The sequence below is a fragment of the Phyllobacterium bourgognense genome (assembly GCF_003337575.1).
In the GTDB taxonomy this organism is placed as follows: Bacteria; Pseudomonadota; Alphaproteobacteria; order Rhizobiales; family Rhizobiaceae; genus Phyllobacterium; species Phyllobacterium bourgognense.
On sequence record NZ_QPJM01000021.1, the window covers coordinates 15,661 to 32,522 of the forward strand.

Annotated in this window: 16 protein-coding genes, 1 tRNA gene and 3 pseudogenes; 10 read left to right on the top strand and 10 right to left on the bottom strand. The window is 54.8% G+C overall.

Annotated elements, in window-relative coordinates:
* Window positions 1-124: 124 nt before the first annotated feature.
* From C7476_RS23970 to C7476_RS23980, 3 genes are all read left to right on the top strand, one after another.
* Window positions 125-595 carry a YciE/YciF ferroxidase family protein gene (locus tag C7476_RS23970; RefSeq protein WP_114432438.1) on the top strand — a complete coding sequence of 157 codons (471 nt, stop codon included), beginning with the start codon at window positions 125-127 and terminating at the stop codon, window positions 593-595.
* 282 nt (window positions 596-877) lie between these two features.
* On the top strand, window positions 878-1,213 hold the full coding sequence (locus tag C7476_RS23975; protein ID WP_114432440.1) for a hypothetical protein: 336 nt from the start codon (window positions 878-880) through the stop codon (window positions 1,211-1,213).
* Window positions 1,214-1,748: 535 nt separating this feature from the next.
* A tRNA-Met gene (locus C7476_RS23980) sits at window positions 1,749-1,825 on the top strand.
* Between the two features lie 422 nt (window positions 1,826-2,247).
* Here the strand turns inward: C7476_RS23980 and C7476_RS23990 are convergent.
* Window positions 2,248-2,556, bottom strand: a complete 309-nt coding sequence (locus C7476_RS23990) for a HigA family addiction module antitoxin (RefSeq protein ID WP_114432441.1) — start codon at window positions 2,554-2,556, stop codon at window positions 2,248-2,250.
* A gap of 42 nt (window positions 2,557-2,598) precedes the next feature.
* A complete protein-coding gene (locus C7476_RS23995) occupies window positions 2,599-2,877 on the bottom strand; it encodes a type II toxin-antitoxin system RelE/ParE family toxin (protein WP_114432443.1) in 279 nt (92 codons plus the stop codon).
* Between the two features lie 82 nt (window positions 2,878-2,959).
* Between C7476_RS23995 and C7476_RS24000 the strand changes: the two genes are divergently transcribed.
* Window positions 2,960-3,163: a hypothetical protein gene (locus C7476_RS24000; RefSeq protein ID WP_114432445.1), complete on the top strand. Its 204-nt coding sequence runs from the start codon at window positions 2,960-2,962 to the stop codon at window positions 3,161-3,163.
* A gap of 20 nt (window positions 3,164-3,183) precedes the next feature.
* On the opposite strand, the gene C7476_RS24005 is transcribed toward C7476_RS24000, so the two are convergent.
* Window positions 3,184-3,465 (bottom strand): hypothetical protein, encoded by a 282-nt coding sequence (locus C7476_RS24005; protein ID WP_147274718.1) that lies wholly within the window; start codon window positions 3,463-3,465, stop codon window positions 3,184-3,186.
* Here C7476_RS24005 and C7476_RS24010 point away from each other — a divergent pair.
* The 3 genes and pseudogenes from C7476_RS24010 to C7476_RS24020 all read left to right on the top strand — a co-directional run.
* A complete protein-coding gene (locus tag C7476_RS24010) occupies window positions 3,453-3,995 on the top strand; it encodes a putative metallopeptidase (protein ID WP_114432449.1) in 543 nt (180 codons plus the stop codon). The two genes, C7476_RS24005 and C7476_RS24010, sit on opposite strands and share 13 nt — an antisense overlap.
* 10 nt (window positions 3,996-4,005) lie before the next feature.
* Window positions 4,006-4,687: pseudogene (locus C7476_RS24015) on the top strand (IS6 family transposase); the annotation flags it as partial.
* Between the two features lie 51 nt (window positions 4,688-4,738).
* Window positions 4,739-5,047 (top strand): annotated as a pseudogene (locus tag C7476_RS24020) (transposase); the annotation flags it as partial.
* A gap of 452 nt (window positions 5,048-5,499) precedes the next feature.
* On the opposite strand, the gene C7476_RS24025 reads toward C7476_RS24020, so the two are convergent.
* Together C7476_RS24025 and C7476_RS24030 are read right to left on the bottom strand one after the other, a co-directional pair.
* The gene (locus C7476_RS24025; RefSeq protein ID WP_114432451.1) at window positions 5,500-5,850 is read right to left on the bottom strand and encodes a hypothetical protein; all 351 of its coding nucleotides are present in this window, start codon (window positions 5,848-5,850) and stop codon (window positions 5,500-5,502) included.
* A 384-nt stretch (window positions 5,851-6,234) separates the two neighbouring features.
* Window positions 6,235-8,259 (bottom strand): AfsR/SARP family transcriptional regulator, encoded by a 2,025-nt coding sequence (locus C7476_RS24030; protein WP_114432453.1) that lies wholly within the window; start codon window positions 8,257-8,259, stop codon window positions 6,235-6,237.
* Between the two features lie 285 nt (window positions 8,260-8,544).
* Between C7476_RS24030 and C7476_RS24035 the strand changes: the two are divergent.
* Window positions 8,545-8,975, top strand: a pseudogene (locus C7476_RS24035) (transposase); the annotation flags it as partial.
* 53 nt (window positions 8,976-9,028) lie between these two features.
* Here C7476_RS24035 and C7476_RS24040 read toward each other — a convergent pair.
* The 5 genes from C7476_RS24040 to C7476_RS24060 all read right to left on the bottom strand — a co-directional run bounded on the left by C7476_RS24040 (window position 9,029) and on the right by C7476_RS24060 (window position 14,427).
* The gene (locus C7476_RS24040) at window positions 9,029-9,733 is read right to left on the bottom strand and encodes an IS6 family transposase (protein WP_114432454.1); all 705 of its coding nucleotides are present in this window, start codon (window positions 9,731-9,733) and stop codon (window positions 9,029-9,031) included.
* A gap of 137 nt (window positions 9,734-9,870) precedes the next feature.
* Window positions 9,871-10,866 (bottom strand): aldo/keto reductase, encoded by a 996-nt coding sequence (locus tag C7476_RS24045; RefSeq protein ID WP_114432456.1) that lies wholly within the window; start codon window positions 10,864-10,866, stop codon window positions 9,871-9,873.
* Entirely contained in the window at window positions 10,863-11,729 is an 867-nt protein-coding gene (locus C7476_RS24050) for an amidohydrolase family protein (RefSeq protein WP_114432458.1), read from the bottom strand. The genes C7476_RS24045 and C7476_RS24050 overlap by 4 nt, the downstream gene beginning before the upstream one ends.
* A gap of 6 nt (window positions 11,730-11,735) precedes the next feature.
* The gene (locus C7476_RS24055) at window positions 11,736-12,722 is read right to left on the bottom strand and encodes an aldo/keto reductase (RefSeq protein ID WP_114432460.1); all 987 of its coding nucleotides are present in this window, start codon (window positions 12,720-12,722) and stop codon (window positions 11,736-11,738) included.
* Between the two features lie 121 nt (window positions 12,723-12,843).
* Window positions 12,844-14,427 (bottom strand): GMC family oxidoreductase, encoded by a 1,584-nt coding sequence (locus tag C7476_RS24060; protein ID WP_114432461.1) that lies wholly within the window; start codon window positions 14,425-14,427, stop codon window positions 12,844-12,846.
* A gap of 226 nt (window positions 14,428-14,653) precedes the next feature.
* Between C7476_RS24060 and C7476_RS24065 the strand changes: the two genes are divergently transcribed.
* Window positions 14,654-15,736, top strand: a complete 1,083-nt coding sequence (locus C7476_RS24065; RefSeq protein ID WP_114432463.1) for a sugar ABC transporter substrate-binding protein — start codon at window positions 14,654-14,656, stop codon at window positions 15,734-15,736.
* A gap of 94 nt (window positions 15,737-15,830) precedes the next feature.
* Complete coding sequence (locus C7476_RS24070; RefSeq protein WP_245426531.1) at window positions 15,831-16,862, top strand: ABC transporter permease; 1,032 nt, start codon at window positions 15,831-15,833, stop codon at window positions 16,860-16,862.

Here is a 16,862-nt window from a genome sequence, read left to right on the forward strand (position 1 = left end):
AAGCAAAAGACCTGAAGATTTGGGCAAAAGGGTTCTGACGGCCGCACCCCGTCTCGCATTAAATCCGGAACGATCAAATTAGCTGCGAGTTGTTGACGTGCTGAATTGAAACCGGAGCACCAATATGAAAACACTTGCAGAGCTGTTCGAGCACACCCTCAAAGATGTTTATTACGCCGAGAATGCTATCGCAAAGGCCCTTCCAAAAGTATCCAGCGCGGTAAAAAACCCAGCGCTTAAACAGAGCTTGGACGACCACCTTGCAGAAACAAAGAGCCAGATCAAAACCTTGGAAAAGGTCTTCAAGACCATTGGTGTGAAGGCGCAAGGCGAGAAATGTGATGCTGCGGACGGTCTCTTAAAAGAGACGGACGGTGTTCTGGCGGAAGCCCAAGGCGTTGCCTTGGAAGCTGGGGCATTGGCCGCTTGCCAAGCGGTGGAACATTATGAAATCGCTCGTTATGGTTCTCTGCGCGAATGGGCAAAGGTTCTTGGAAATGAACAGGCTCATGTTCTGCTGAGCGAGATTCTTGATCAAGAAAAAGCAGCCAATAACAAACTTACCAACTTAGCCGTCACCTCGATCAATAAATAACAGTCGCAAAGCAGCATTAAAAAACCCGGCAAACATGGTTTGCCGGGTTTGACTGCTATTACGGAAATTTTAGAATTAGTAGTCCAACGCAGGTCGCTGGGGAGGCAATTATCTCGCGCGTTCAAGCCATTGTGGTTTGCGTTGACGCCGGGTTGAAATAACAGACCTACGCCGAGGGCATGTGAAGAGCTTCACGGCTTCCCGCCATGGAAAGCTATTCACCAGATTCTGGCGGAACTATAAGCAGTTCTACCGGTTCACCTTTCAACGAAAGGACGAACAATGGTCAATCAGCGCACACCAGATAACAACGTTAAGGAAACCGCGAGGGAAGCGAGACAGGGTCCGCTTGGTAAACCCGTTCTTTGGGTTCTAATTGGTGGCTTGCTTCTTGCACTCTTTGCCTGGGGTGGTGCCGAAATGTTTGGCGAAAGCACTGACAATAAAGCTATGCAAGGTCAGAATGCCCCTACGACTGGTCAGAACAAACCTTCCGATCAGGCAACGCCGCCAACAGGCGATCAGCCAACGACTAACGCACCTGCGGAAAAGCCCACGCCACAAACTGGATCGGGCGGAGATACCCAAGGCAAGCCGCAAAGTATTGCGCCCCAATAGGATTTTTGCGGAGTGGAGAAGTGGTCATCTCGTAGGGCTCATAAGGCCATACTCTCCAAATTCGCCGCCGCTTTTCGATGCGACCGTCGGGAGGGGCAGGCGCTACGACACCAAGGCCTACAAATACGTATGCCCGCGGACGGCGCAGTCTTGCGGTCGCTTGCAAGCCGTTCTCGATGACGTATGGAAATAATCACAATATTTCTCTGCGGAAAGAAAATAATCCTTCATGTAGGATGAAAATCAGTCTATACGCATATGCAGGATGATTTGATGTTCAGTGCGGACCTAGGGACAGGGAACACTCGCCGGTCAAACCCAGCCCGAGCAATAGCTTGAGGCAGTTGGATTCCTATACCGTAAGACCAACGTCATTCGTAGATCATGACTAAGAGGTTCGTCACGACTATCAAGCCGATGGTTGTAAGCGACATGAAAGCAACGAGGTCATTCATGGAATGATCCTCCTTCGATAACTATTATACGCCTTGGTGCGAAATTTTCGAGAGAGGCTTTATAGGATTTAATCCATTCATGCGGAGTGGAGAGATGGTTATCTCGTCGGGCTCATAACTCGAAGATCGTCGGTTCGAATCCGACCTGCCGCAACCAAACTCTACTGGACGCACCCTTGTTCAGCCATGCAGCCTTTAAAGGTGTGTCTGATGCGATTGCGCCGTAAATCCAATAACGGCGGGCCATCGCCTGGGTCTGGGATGCTCGCCCCCGGCAAATTGCTTTTGCACGTTCAAGTTGACCTCGCTCGTTGGAAGCGGTGCGGTGCTACTGGATGAAGTATTTGTGCAGGCAGTGAGAGTTACCGCCAAGATCGCAACGATAATTGTTTGCACGGCCCCCTCCGATACAAAACGCCAAGATCTGGGAAGGATGAGAATACGGACTGCGCGTAAAAACAAGCAACCCGAAGGCTGGTATCCAGTTCGAAGTCGGCAAGTCCTTTGCCTGGACTTCACGCCAGCCAACTAATCGTCCGCACATTATAGTGCGCTTGCGGCGGCCTACGGGTCGCCGTCTCAAGCTACTTTTAGCGTCGGAACTTTGCTCAGATCGGTTTCACGTTCGGCATGCCACGCATCATATGCGGCCTGCGTCCGAAGCCAGATCGCAGCACCATCGCCAAACATCTTGCCGAGACGAGCAGCGACGGACGGAGATACGGGCTTCTTCTCGCCCAGGATGTCGTAAAGCTGCTGACGGGAAATGCCGAGCATATTGGCAATCTCGACTTTCGTCTTGCCAGTGGCCGGAATGAGTTCGTCCAGCAACGCGCCAGGATGGGATGGGCAGCGGCCTATTGGCCGAGTGACTTCATAGAGAGCCATATAATAAAATCCTAAATGGTTGTGGGCGCAATGCCCGGTAGTTCAGTGGTATTGTTCGAAATCAACCTTTGTCGCGTCCTTTCCGTCAAATTCGAATGTGATGCACCACGGGCCGTTCACATGAACTGTAAAGCGTGTTGGATTGAAGCCCTTTAGCGGATGGAAGTCAAAACCCGGAAGGTTCATATCTTCTGGCTTCTCCGCGTTATCAAGACGATCCAAACGGACCAGAATGCGCTTTTGAATCTTAGCGTCGATCTTGGCTGTCTTTCCTGTTTGGAACAGGTCGGCAAGCGCTTTGTTCTTGAATGTCTTGATCATGTGATTTTGTAAGCAATCAGCGTACAATTGTCAATGGATTGTATGCAAATAGCTTACATTATTTCCTTGACTGGAGTTGCACATGAGGTGGACCAAAGGCGAGCCTGAACCGGCAATGACGGATCCCATCCTTGTCACGCACAAGGAACACGGCCTAATGCTGGCAACATGGCAGGAGCACCGCGGCAGCTACATCGGCGTCAAGGCGAAGGGTGACACTCATGCTCCGTTCTTTCATATGGTCATTGAGCCTGGTGTGATAACGAAGTGGTTCAAGCCAAGTTGACGGCAAACGCCACAAGAGCTTTACTTGCGCGTCTTTCGAGCGCGGATAAAATCGTTGATCCTTTCGCAATCACCATTGTATTTTTTGATCAACTGTTCTGCGTCATCTTTATTAAGACCAAACGCTTCCATAAGATGGTCAATGGTATAGGTCTCTCCAGCCTTTCCAGAGGTGCGGTTCTTCCAACCCGAAGCCTGTTTATCGTGGGTCATTACTTTTTCCTCCGCGCATACCGGCGCGCAGATTATTGGACGCTCACCAACGCCGGAATGCAAGCGAAGATCGATTGATGATGGCGTCACGCCCAATTCCAACAGGAGACATTATCGCCGCTGATGCGAGGATAAGCTTTGCTCCGGCTCCTGAAATGGTCGAGTGGGTTAGAGCGACGTTCATCGAAGATGATGGTAAGCTTTTCAATCCCGACCACTTGCATTTGCAATCGGCATCAATTGGCATGCTCTGGACAAATGTCAGCAATAGCCGCAAGGGCCGTCGCATCGTCGGTCAGTGTGAAGAGGGTCAGCCATCCGGCACGATGGGGAAGTGGGGCAAGGCTCGTGCAGAAGAGCAGATCGTCGGATGGTTCGGCCACGTGCCGGATTTCATTCTCACCTTCAATGCTGACTACGCCCTGTCATGCAGCGATGCCGAGTTCTGCGCATTGGTCGAGCATGAGCTCTATCACGCCGCACAAGAGACCGATCCGTTCGACGCTCCGAAGTTCCGCAAATCGACAGGACTGCCAGCATTCACCCTACGAGGACATGACATTGAAGAGTTCATCGGTGGGTGTTGTCACCTTGTTTATGGCTTAAGGTTTGCAGGGTAGAAGCAGAGGTATGAAGCAACCTCGCATCAACTATAAGAATCATCGATTTCCACCACAGATCATCGCTCATTCAGTTTGGCTCTATTTCCGGTTTCCCTTGAGCCTGCGTCTGGTCGAGGAAATGTTGCTGGAGCGCGGTATTGTGGTTTCGTACGAGACAATCTGGCGTTGGGGAAAGAAGTTCGGTCCGCACTACGCGCATCGCCTTCATCGCAAGCAACCGGGCCGTGCTGATATCTGGCATCTCGACGAAATGGTCATTAGCATCAATGGCAGAAAGCACTGGCTATGGGCGTGCTGTTGATCAGGACGGATATGTCCTCGATGAAATTGTCCAGAGCCGCCGCAATACCAAAGCAGCGAGGCGATTGCTCAAACGACTGCTGAGAAAACAAGGCATGGCGCCCAAGCGCATGATCACCGACAAACTGCGTTCTTACGGAGCTGCCCGGCGTCAGCTCATGGCCCACGGCGAACATCGGTCGCACAAAGGGCTGAATAACCGGGCGGAGAACTCCCACGTACCGTTGCGAAAACGGGAGAGAGTGATGCAGGGCTTCCGTTCGCCGGACAGCCTGCAGCGTTTCGTTTCGATCTTCTCTGCAGTCCGCAATCTCTTCGTCCCACCCCGCATAAGCCGGTTCGCATTTCAAATTCACTTGCATCGCCTCGGCGCCATGGCCGAGTGGAAAAACCAGATCACTGCTTCTATAAATCCTTTTGCCAACAAGGTGACAACGCCCTCGACAGTGTTCGCCATAATGCGTGACTTGGCCATGCGCTTCAACGGCATCTTGCGCAGCAGGAATTCGGAGGCACTGGATGAATGGATCGATGATGCCATTGACACCGAACTCACGGCGATCATGCGTTTCGCCAGCGTTTTGCGCCGGGATATTGATGCCGTCAAAAATGCAATCGAACTCCCTTGGAGCAACGGTCAAGCCGAAGGGCAGATCAACCGCCTCAAGATGCTGAAGCGAGCAATGTACGGTCGCGCCGGCCCAGAACTGATGAGGGCAAGAATGCTGCTGCTGAATCACAGAAATTGAGGATGAACCCAGTTAAGTGCAATGCGACGCCGGCGTGAGGCCCAACCATGAATCTGTCTCCGAATCTTGCATAGGGGCCGATATGCGCAGGTAAAGCGGAAGCTCCTCCATGGGCGGCAGTGATGCCTTTGCCCTGGCTGGCGGAGCATGCGGCTGTTGGGATGAACGGCCATACACACAGGAATGCCGATCCGGTCGAGGGCCGGTCACCTCGGCCATCCGGACGATGCCCAAACGGGGAAAGTGCGGCCGCAACCGGTTCACGGTGACGTCCGCATCAGTTAGCGTTGTCGATGACGGTTCATCGAGATGGGGGCAACACGAAGGTTCGCTTCGTCCGCCGTCAATCAACCAAAACCGGAATCCCTGCCAATGGTTTCATTGCCCTCCATCAGTCCGCGAAGCAGCAATCTTGCAAACCATCCAGGTGCCGGAACGTGTTTGCAATGTGGTCACTCTAAAGCAGCCGGACCAGCGGAACGCGCCCGTTCAAACGGGTTGCAGCGACCGTCGAAGGAGAGCGCCCGCTCGGACGGATCGCTGCGACCGTCGAAGGAAAGAGCCCGCTCGGACGGTTGGCTACGGCCATCGAAGGAGAGCGCCCGTTCAGACGCATCGCTTCGACTATCGCCCGCGGCTATTCCGCGGTTTGTCAATTTGTTGATCGAATTCAAGAATTCCAGGCCTGCTAATCCCAAGGAACCGATCACCTCCCGATCGAGATACTCGGCACTGTGTGTTTCCATGTTCACGAGCCAGAGCTTGTTGGTGTCTGAGTCATCCACGATTTGATACTTTGCCATGCGAATAACCTTTCTATGAAGGAGAGCCCACACGGCAAAGATATGACGATTCCGGTTTTGATCAAGAAAACAATTCACTTCATCTTTTTAATGTCCAGTACTTTACCTTATTCTTATCACATCCAGATCGTCGAATGCTATCTGTCGGCACATTGGATCGACTGCCTACAGCGACCGCAATATCTACTCTCTTGATTGCGATTATTCCGTGCTTTTTCGCGTTCTCGTAACAATCTTAACTAACTCATCATCAAGTGCACCCCAGGCCGTTAAAGCCCTGTCAGCCGGCGACGACGTCCCCCTCTCAACATTGACCAACCAAAACTCATCGTGCTCTGTACTTCGCCATGCAGATAATTCCTGTGTTGGATTTGAAGTTGAAGACTACTGGAACCCTGCTTCACGCAAGGATGCTTCATATTTTGCGCGCTGTTCGGGAACCCTCAGACAAACACTCTTGGTCCACGCATCAATCCGAAAGGTCGGACTATCTACCAGCGCATAGTTTCGGTATTCGGTCGCCTTTTCCTTCTCGCCAAGCATCGCCCAGCTTGCAGCCATGAGGCGGGCTGCAGCGCGGGGGTTTTTCATTTTCTCAAGAAAGCTGATGGCTTCGGTGTGACGATCGAGGCTATGAAGAGTTCCTGCCCCCACCCAATAGTAATAATCCGGAGCGAGGGGATTATGTTGAATCGCTTGTTCAATTTTTTCGAGGGCCATATGGAGATCGCCATAGTGGGTCAGCGCATCGGCATAATCGGCAAGCAGATCGGCATGTTGCGGATTGATGGATTCGCCTTGGTCGAAATATTCAAGACTGTTGTCAAATTTGCCGAGATACATGCTGATGGTGCCAAGTTCGCGCAAAGGCCGTTCATCGTCCGGATCGGTTGGTGCGGCGCGCTTGGCAACCTGCTCACCCTCAAGCAGGATATCTTTCTCACTCCGCGCAAGCATGAGCCATTCCTTTTGCATCGTGCGCGCGATGCCGCTGAGCGCCGGCACGAAGTCCGGTGACGCAGTGAGAGAATTCTTGAAGGCCTGGCGCGCCTGACGCAATTTCGGAAGGTCGAATCTGTCGACATCCCTCTTGCCGATCAGATACCAGTAGTAGGCGTTCGGATCCTGGTAGAGCTTATTGTAGCGATCGAGTTCGGACTTCTTGATGAGCGAGACGACGGAGAGAATGATGCGGATCGACAGCTGGCGATATTGCTGCTCGGGCAGAACATAGTCGAACTTCTGTTTTTCCGCCCAGACGATTTCCTGGGTGGCGACATCAATAAGCTTCACCGACAGGAAACAGAAACCGTCGAGGCGAACGATCTTGCTGTCGACCGCATAGTTGACGCCGAATTGTTCACGCAAACCCTCAAAACTGTCTATCGGGGAATCGGTGACAACCCTCTTCGATGTATAGGGCGCCACAACCGACAGTGTACGCAGGCGGCAAAGCCCGATGGTGATATCGTCTACCAGCGAGGCTGCAAGCTGCTCCATCGGATCCGCTGCATTATGCGGCATATAAAGGACCATGACTCGCGGCAGACCAGCCTTCTTGTTCTGCTCAAGCTGGGTCGTCGCCAGGATCGATTGCGGGGTCTGGATCTCCACGCCATTGGCAACGAGCGGAGGAGCCGGCTGCGGCAGGATCAGGGCTCGCGTTGTCGCTGGTGAAAGCTTGGGCAGCAGCTGCTGATAGAGCTCGATCGTCTCTTCTTCCGGATCGACATCGAGATCGTCACGGAGCTTCTTGGCGCATTCGCGGAACGTGCGTTCCACCTTCGCGATCAGACCCAGTTGCGATGCGGTCTGCATCAAAGTGCGATAGCCGACCTCCTGATAGGGATCGATCTCGATCAGCTTGCGGGCGCATTGACGCTTTTCATCGATGCTGACGCCAACCGGCTGGTTGACCATCCTCAAGAGTGTCGTGATCAGATCATCGCGCAGCTTGACGCGCTGAACGTCCAGCCATTCGTCGAAATCGGAGTTCTGCGGCTCGTTATGCGCGAGCAGGTCGCCAGTATAAAGGCCGGCGAGACTGAGGACAGACTCTATGTCGCCCAACTGCGCAAATTCCAGATATTCAAGGAGATCGATGCTGAGCAGTTCTGCTCTCACCTGCGACAGGTTAAGATAGACATATGTGGCGTCGCCCTGGACAAGGTTGAGGCCGTACTGTTCCTGAAATTTGCGGATGCGCGCCAGGCTCTGGCGCAAATTCATGGAAGCATGGGCCTGATCCGTATCGGACCAGAAAACCTGAGCAAGCTTGCCGCGGGAAACAGAATGATTGGGACTCTCGAGAAGCAGATAGACTATTATACGAAGAAAGTTCGCAGGTACGCGCGGGACGAGTTGCCCGCCCAGACTAACAGTTGCCTCTCCAAAAACCGCCAGCTTCATTCCGCCTAAACCCCGGATTTTATTTGATTTTCTGAATACGTAACCCTGTCAATCGATAAATGCCGTTCTGCCTTGCCATTAACTCTACTATAGCTTCAAATAGTTCACTAGAGGGAGTATTAGCAGCATAAAGCCGCAAAGGTTCTCTGCGAATTCATGGCTGAATCGCCGATCTTTGGTATGAATTAATGCTTATCCCGGTCGCTCAGGTATACACTACATTGGCCTGCTGCCGGTTTCATAGACACTGAGTTAAGGTGTTCTGCATGAAACCGGAGAGTATGAATGCAAAGACGAAAGTTCAGCCGCGAATACAAGCTTGAAGCGGTGAAGCTGGTGAAGGAGCGTGGTGTCGCTGTTGCACAGGCTGCCCGCGACCTCGATGTCCACGAGAATGTGCTGCGCAAATGGATCAGGGAGCATGGCTCCGATCCGGTCCAGTCCTTGGGCATGGACAGATGAAGCCGGAACAGCTTGAGATCGAACGGCTGCGGCGCGAGGTCGCGAAGCTGAAGGCGGAGCGCGATATTCTAAAAAAGACCGCAGCCTACTTTGCCCGGCGTGTCTGGCATAATGTGCTGGCTGAAGGCTTGTCGTGCGGTCTTCATCGCATTGAGCGGCTGATGCGTCAGAATGCGCTCCGGGCGAGGCCACGTCGGCGCGGCCTGCCGAAAGATGCGGGCGACCGTGCGGTCATCATGCCGAATGTGCTGGATGGTCTTGTCACATAAACTGAGTTGAAGTGGGGTTTGCCTCTCTACGGTCTGTTTCAGGCAGTCGCAATCGTTGCGATGTTCCACTGCGCCATCGCATCGAGACGATGGTGGCGGATGGCATATGCTGAACGGTCAGAGCGAGGTGGGACAAACACATTTCTAAGAGCTGAGAAGATCGCGACGAAGCATTGCAGGCCTCCTTGAGATCGGAAGCCCTGCTTTATCCGCTCACGTTTTCGTAGCGGCAGGTGCGAATTCTCCGCCCGGTTATTCAGCCCCTTGTGGCTCTGATGTTCAACGGCCGGCATGATCTGACGCCGTGCTGCTCCATAGGAGCGCAACTTGTCCGTGATCATCCGCTTCGGCAACATACCCTGCTTCTTCAGCAGGCGCATCAGCAAACGTCTGGCAGCCTTGGTATTACGACGGTTTTGGACAATCTCGTCGAGTACATAGCCTTCCTGATCAACAGCCCGCCACAACCAGCACTTCCTGCCTGCGATGGTGATCACCATCTCGTCGAGGTGCCAGACGTCAGGCCGGCTTGGCTGTTTGCGACGAAGGCGCCGGGCATAGCTCGGGCCGAACTTGATCCCCCAGCGCCGGACCGTTTCATAAGAGACAGTGATCCCGCGTTCCAGCAGCATTTCCTCAACGAGCCGCAAGCTCAATGGAAATCTGTAGTAGAGCCATACGGCACGGGCGATGATCTGAGCCGGGAAACGGTGACGCTTGTAGCTGACGGCAGGCTGGTTCATGCCACGCCTTCTAGCTCAGAAGTGCTGACGCTACGTTTATGTGACAAGACCACTTCGAAGCATATATCGGGAAGGTCGGCGGCAAAGCGATAGCATTCACCGAGCGAGTGCCATCAGGTTTGACATCGGGCGCCAGGCTATCCTGCGATCAGATTCGACTGCGCGGCATCATCCCAGAAAGACCTCGAAATTTCCCATTCGAGCCAACGGACATTCTGATCGACGCGTTCCTTGTGGCTCATACCAATGACGGCAACTGAAACGGACGAGTGGCGAAACGGAAATTGAAGCGCGGCAGCCTGTAGGGGTATATTGTGCTTTTCGCACAAGGCCTCGAGGCGCTGGGTTTTCTCCATAACGGCGGTGGGTGGCGCCTTATAGTCATAGGTGACGTTGGCGGAGGTGGGGCCCGAGGCCAGTATTCCGGAGTTGAAAACCCCGGCGACCACGATCTCGACACCTTTGCTCGCCGCGAGTGGAAGAAGGTCATCCGCTGCGCTTTGATCGAGTAAGGTATAACGTCCAGCGATCATAACAGCGTCAAGGGTGGCATTTTGCAGGAAACGCGTTGCAATATCGCTTTCATTGACGCCAACACCCACCGCTCTTATGTGACCCGCCTTACGCAAATCATCGAGTGCGCGGTAACATCCGTCGATTGCTTCATCGAAGCGTCGTTCGAAGGTCTCTCCATGTGTGTAGCGATCGACATCGTGGATATAGACGAGATCGAACTCGGAAAAACCGAGGCGATTGGCCGATTGTTCGAGTGACCGCATTGTCCCTTGGTAGCTGTAGTCAAATACTGGCTTCAGGCGAAGCGGCGACGCCCAAATTCCATAATCGACATCCTCGCCACGAGGCGGCACGAGATAACGCCCGACCTTGGTCGAAACCGTGAAACTTTGGCGCGGCACCGTGCGGAGAAACTGGCCAAGCCGCAATTCACTGAGGCCGTGGCCATAAAGCGGAGCGGTATCAAAATACCGAAATCCAGCATCGTAGGCGCTGTGCAGCACCTCCTGCGCTTGCGCTTCCGGCACGTCGCGGTAGAGCGTGCCGATACCGCTCGCGCCAAAACCGAGCCGTGACGCGAATCCAATGCGGCTCTTTCCGACTGGTTCAAGGCTCATAATTGAAAGCCCGGTAGCTTATATGCCTCGATGGCCGAGCCGCCGAAAATGTGTTCGCGTTGTTGCGCTGTCAAATCCGGCAGACATTCACGCAACGCACCGATAACATCATCATAGCCGCCTGCAACCAGACAAACGGGCCAATCCGTGCCGAACATGCAACGGTCGGGACTAAAGATTTCAAGGACATGGTCGACATAGGGCCTCAGATCGCCAGGCGTCCAATTCTGCCAATCGGCTTCGGTGATCATGCCTGAAAGTTTGCACCAGACATGCCGCCGCTCGCTGCGGAAGCCTTGCATGAGTTCGGCCCACTCATCGTACTCGCGGTTTTTGATGTTTGGCTTGGAAATGTGATCGAGAACAAAGCGTAGCTCGGGAAAAGTTTGTGTCGTCTCGATCGCCGACGGGAGTTGGGGAAGATTGGGAACGAGGTCGTAGACCAGACCGGCATCCTGAACGGCCTGAAGACCCCTGCGTACATCATCGCGCAAAAGCCAGTTCGGATCGGATTCTGTCTGGATCAAATGCCGTATGCCAACCAGCCACTTTCCGTTCGGACTTTGCTGGAGTTCCGCAAGCGTATCCGCCACATGCGGATTCGCCAGATCGACCCAGCCGACCACGCCGGCAACAAAATCGGTGTTTGCCGCCGTCTCGATGAAATCCCAGGTCTCACCGAGATCATTCCAAGTCTGCACAAGAACAGTCCCGCGCACGTCGTTGGCATTCAAAGCCGGGCGCAGATCGCCTGGCTCAAACTTGCGGTTGAGCGGTTCGAAGGGGCCACTCAACCACCCATAGTCACCACCACTTGCCGGATCCCAGAAGTGGTGATGTGAATCGATAATCGGAGATGCCATGCTAAATCACCAGCGCTGATGGACGTAGGGCTTGATGTCCTGCTGATAGATTTCCCGGATCTTATCCATCGTATCAGCGGTTAATGGAGCAAGTTCGACTGCTTCGGCATTCGAGCGTGCCTGTTCAGGATTGCGGGCACCAGGAATTGCGACGGTGACAGCGTCGAACATCAGTATCCAGCGCAATGCAAATTTGGCCATGGTCGTGTCACCGGAAACGAGCGGGCGGACCTTTTCGACCGCGTCGAGACCTTTTTCATAAGGAACACCCGAAAAGGTCTCGCCCACATCGAAAGCTTCGCCATTGCGGTTAAACTGGCGATGGTCGTTCTCGGCAAATTTCGTATCGCGCTTGAACTTGCCGGAAAGCAGCCCGCTGGCTAGCGGCACGCGGGCGATGATCGCCGTCTTCTTCTCCTCGGCAAGCTCGAAGAACCGCTCGGCCGGTCGCTGGCGGAATGCATTGAAGATGATCTGCACGCTGATGATGCCGGGATATTCGAGGGCCTTGAGGGCTTCTTCGACGCGCTCGACACTGACGCCGTAGTTCATGATCTTGCCCTGCTCGACCAGCTTGTCGAGTCTCTCGAAAACCTCCGGATGATAGTAAAGGTCTGTTGGCGGGCAATGAAGCTGCACCAGATCGAGCGTGTCGGTTTGAAGGTTCTTCAAGCTGCGCTCAATATAGCTCGAAAGGTTTTCGGCGCTGTAACCGGCAACTGTCTGTTCTGGCAGGCGCCGGCCTGCCTTGGTGGCGATGAATGGTCTCTCGCCGCCGCGCTCCTTGACGACTTTAGCGATCAGCTGCTCGGAGTGACCATCACCATAGACGTCGGCGGTATCGATGAAATTGACACCGCTGTCGAGCGCCGAATGAAGCGCTGCCAGCGCCTCCTCATCATTCACCTCACCCCAGGCAGCGCCGATAGCCCACGCACCAAAACCGATTTCACTAACCTTGCGGCCAGTGCGTCCAAAGTCTCTCATTCGCATGTTTGATCTCCCTGTCGGCGCCATGTCCCTATCAGAACCTGCGGCGCATCAAAAAACGCAGTCTTCCATCTTTATCCAACATTTAGTTGTACGACAACCCTGTAAGACGACGTTAACGTCTTTATCTGCCGTCGCGGATTATGTCCGCAGCTTTTTCTCCTATCATGACGGTGGCGGCATTGGTGTTCGAGGAGATCAACCGCGGCATGATCGAACTGTCGCAGACACGCAGCCCTTCGATGCCGCGAACGCGAAGTTGCGGATCGACCACTGCGCCCTCCCCGGTTCCCATGCGGCATGTACCGACAGGGTGGTAAGCCGAGCGCGCATATTGCCGGGCGAAGAGGGCTGCACTTTCTCGCGACGTTACTGCATCACCAGGGAGATGCTCGCGGCGAATGAATGGCCGGAATGCAGGCTGCGCGAGAATCTCGCGGCTCAGCATGATGCCATCGATGGCGCGTTCCAGATCATAGGGGTCCGAAAAGGCATTCGGGTCGATGATCGGGGCATCGCGTGGATTTGAGGAGCGCAGCGTCACGGAACCACGCGAACGCGGCCGGACGTGATAGGAGTTCAACGTACAGCCATTACCACCAGGCACCGAACCGATGCCTTCCTCGACCCCGGCCCCGGGGAGAAAATGGAACTGTATATCCGGCGTCTTCTCGCTTTTGTCACCCCACCAGAACGCGCCGCCTTCGACGATGTTGGATGCGATCGGTCCTTTGCCGAACAGCGTGTATTCGAGACCGGCCATGAATTGCCAACGACGCTTCTTGTAGCGGTCAATGCCATAGGGACCCGACAGTTCCGCCAGCACATCGACATCCATGTGGTCCTGAAGATTTTGCCCGACGCCCGGTAGATCAATAATGACTTTCACGCCGGTGGCTTTGAGATGCGTCGCATCTCCAATTCCCGAAAGCATCAGCAGTTTTGGCGAGCCAATTGCGCCCGCCGCCACAATCACTTCCCGTTCAGCGCGCAGGATTGACGAATTGCCGTTCTCGGTGATTTCGACGCCCGTTGCGCGTCCGTTGTCAATGACAATGCGATTGACGAAAATGCCTGTTCGAACGATGAGGTTTTTGCGGTCGAGCACCGGTTTGAGGTAGCCTACGGCAGTGCTGCTGCGCTTGCCCCTTTTCGTTGTGGTTTGATAGAACCCGGTTCCCTCCTGATGGGCGGCGTTGAAATCGGCGGTGAAGGGCATCCCCGCCTGTTGTGCAGCCTGCACAAATATTCGCGTCAGCGGGTGTGGATTGCAAAAGCTGACGCCGAGCGGCCCCTCATTGCCGTGGTAATCGCCGACGAAGGTGTCATTGCCTTCAGACTTCTTGAAGTATGGAAGGACGTCCTTGAATGACCAGCCGGCACACCCCTCTTCCAAAGCCCAGGTGTCATAATCTTCCGGGCATCCGCGCGTGAAGACCTGGGCATTGATGGAACTGCCGCCGCCCAAGACGCGGGCTTGCGGATAGACCATGGTGCGGCCGTCAATCTCGCTTCCTGCGGCGGTTTCGTAGCCCCAGATCAATGGTCCCGCGGTCATCTTGAAAAACCCGACCGGCAGATGGATGTAGAAATTCGTATCGCGCGGACCGGCCTCGAGCAGCGTGACGGATACGCTCGGATCCTCTGACAATCGCGCGGCCAGAACACAGCCAGCGGAGCCACCGCCAACGATGATATAATCAGACATTCATATCCTCCCGTGCCGGACGTAAGCTTTGGAATTGGCAGAGCACCGGCATCCTTCAGATGCGTACAATCTCAAGTCTCTTGTGAAGCGTCAAGAGAAAGGGTATGGTTATCGTGTTGGGGGGTTGTCGTACAATTAGGAGGTTGGCGGCATCCGCTTCACTTGCATTTTCATGCTTCGAGGAGAGGCTTTCACAGATCTGATTTCCACCCGGGAGGATAGAGGAATGAGTCACAGGGCAAGTATTGCACAATTCGGCCAGATAAACCGCCGGACGTTGATGATGGGCGCCGGTGCCGGCTTGGCAGTGGCGGCAATGCCGAAACGGCTGTGGGCGCAGGGAGCGCCGACGCTGGTTACCTCGATCCGCTCGCTTTCGAACCCGTACCACGCCGTGTGGAAGACAGGCGCAGAGGCCTATGCGGCCTCGGTCGGTCTGGAGCACGTTACGCTCGTGTCCGAGGGCAACAGCGAAAAAGGGATCGCCGACATCAAGGCGATGCTCGCCAAGACCGGCGGCAACATGGTGCTGAATTCCGATCCGAACGATACGCCGGATGCGCGCCCCATCGTTGAAGCCTGCAAGAGTGCCGGTGCCTCCGTGGTGACCCAGTGGAACAAGCCCGCCGATCTGCATCCGCGCGACTTCAATCCGAATTACGTATCGCACATTGAGTTCGATGGTATCGCCAGCGGCAAGCAGATTGCCGAGATCCTCTTCAAGACAATCGGCGGTTCGGGCGGCATCATCGCACTCGGCGGGCTGATTTCGACCACGGCGGCCATTGAACGCAAAAAGGGTCTCGACGAGGCTCTTGCCGCGAACCCGAACATCAAGCTTCTGGATTTCCAGGTTGCAAACTGGAAGTCCACCGAAGCGTTCGACCTGACCAGCAATCTTCTCACGCGGTTCGGTGATGACATCAAGGGCGTATGGGCAGCCAACGACGACATGGGTACGGGCGCTCTCGAAGCGCTTCGCGCCGAAGGTCTTGCCGGCAAGGTCCCAATCGTCGGCATCGATGGCATCAAGACCGCCGTGGACGCCGTGCGTACGGGAGAATTTGCCTGCACGATCACGTCTGATCCGTTCTGGCAGGGCGGCATGGGCCTATCCATCGGCTACAATGCCCACACGAAGAAATTCGATCCCGCGACCCAGCCACCGGAGCACCGCGAGTTCTACGGCAAAGTGGTTTCGATCACGAAGGACAATGTCGAGGAATATTATAAGAACAATATCGACTCCAAGCCAACCATGGACTGGAACGATCTCTGGGGTCGGGTGACCGGCGCAATTCGCGCCTGAAAACCAATAAAGGACGCGGCCCGGCCGCGTCCTTTATTGCGAGTCGTGGCGTTGGTTACTGTTCTTTCCCATCTTTCATGCGGGATGTAGTCTGTTGACAATCAATTCTGAAACCATGAAGTCCATTTCGAATACGGAGCCGAAGACGGCGATGCAATCGTTCTGGAGCCGAGCGGGCAAGGCGAGACGTTGGCGTGCCTTCGCGCCATTGGCGGTTCTGATCGTCCTTTGTATCCTTATCGCGATAGCCAACCCGAACTTCATCGAGCCGCGCAATCTCATACGCGTTGCAAATTCGGCTGCGGTGCCTTTGACGCTTGCCATGGGCATGACCTTTATCATCCTGCTCGGCAGTATCGACCTTTCCGTTGAAGGTGCCGTGTCGGTCGCGGCAATGGTGCTGGTTCTGCTTGCCACAAACGACAGCAATACCAACAACTACGGCTGGTTTGCCGTGATCGCAGCCATAGCAGCGAGCACGGTGATGGGTCTGGCGAGCGGATTTCTGCAAACCACTCTGCGGATACCATCGTTCATGGCGACGCTCGGCGTATGGTTCATCGGCCTCGGCTTTTCAGTCTACATGCTTGGCGGTTCGGCCGTGCGCTTGATGGACGAGAATATCCGCGCCCTGGCGTTGTCACGCTTCCTCGGCTTTCCACTGGCAGTCTGGATTGCGATCGCTGCATTCGCCGTGGCAATCGTCATCCAATATCACACACGCATTGGCCGTCACATCATGGCGATCGGCGGCGGTGAAGACGTTGCGGAACTCTCCGGCATCAATCTGCGCCGCGTGCGCATCATGGCTTTCGGTCTCGCCGGTTTCTTCTTCGGTGTGGCCGGTGTACTCGCCGCGGCACAGCTCGGTCAGTCCAATGCGGTGATTGCCGATGGCCGGCTATTTGCAGCGGTGACCGCCGTCGTCGTTGGCGGCACCGCACTGACAGGAGGCGAAGGTGGCGTTCTCAATACGCTGGTCGGCGTTCTGATCGTGACGGTGCTTGCCAACGGCATGATCCTCCTTGGCATCTCTCCTTATATTCAGCAGACGGTGCAAGGCCTGATGATTATCGCCGCCGTTGCGCTGTCGCTGGATCGCTTCAACCTCAAGATCGTGAAGTGA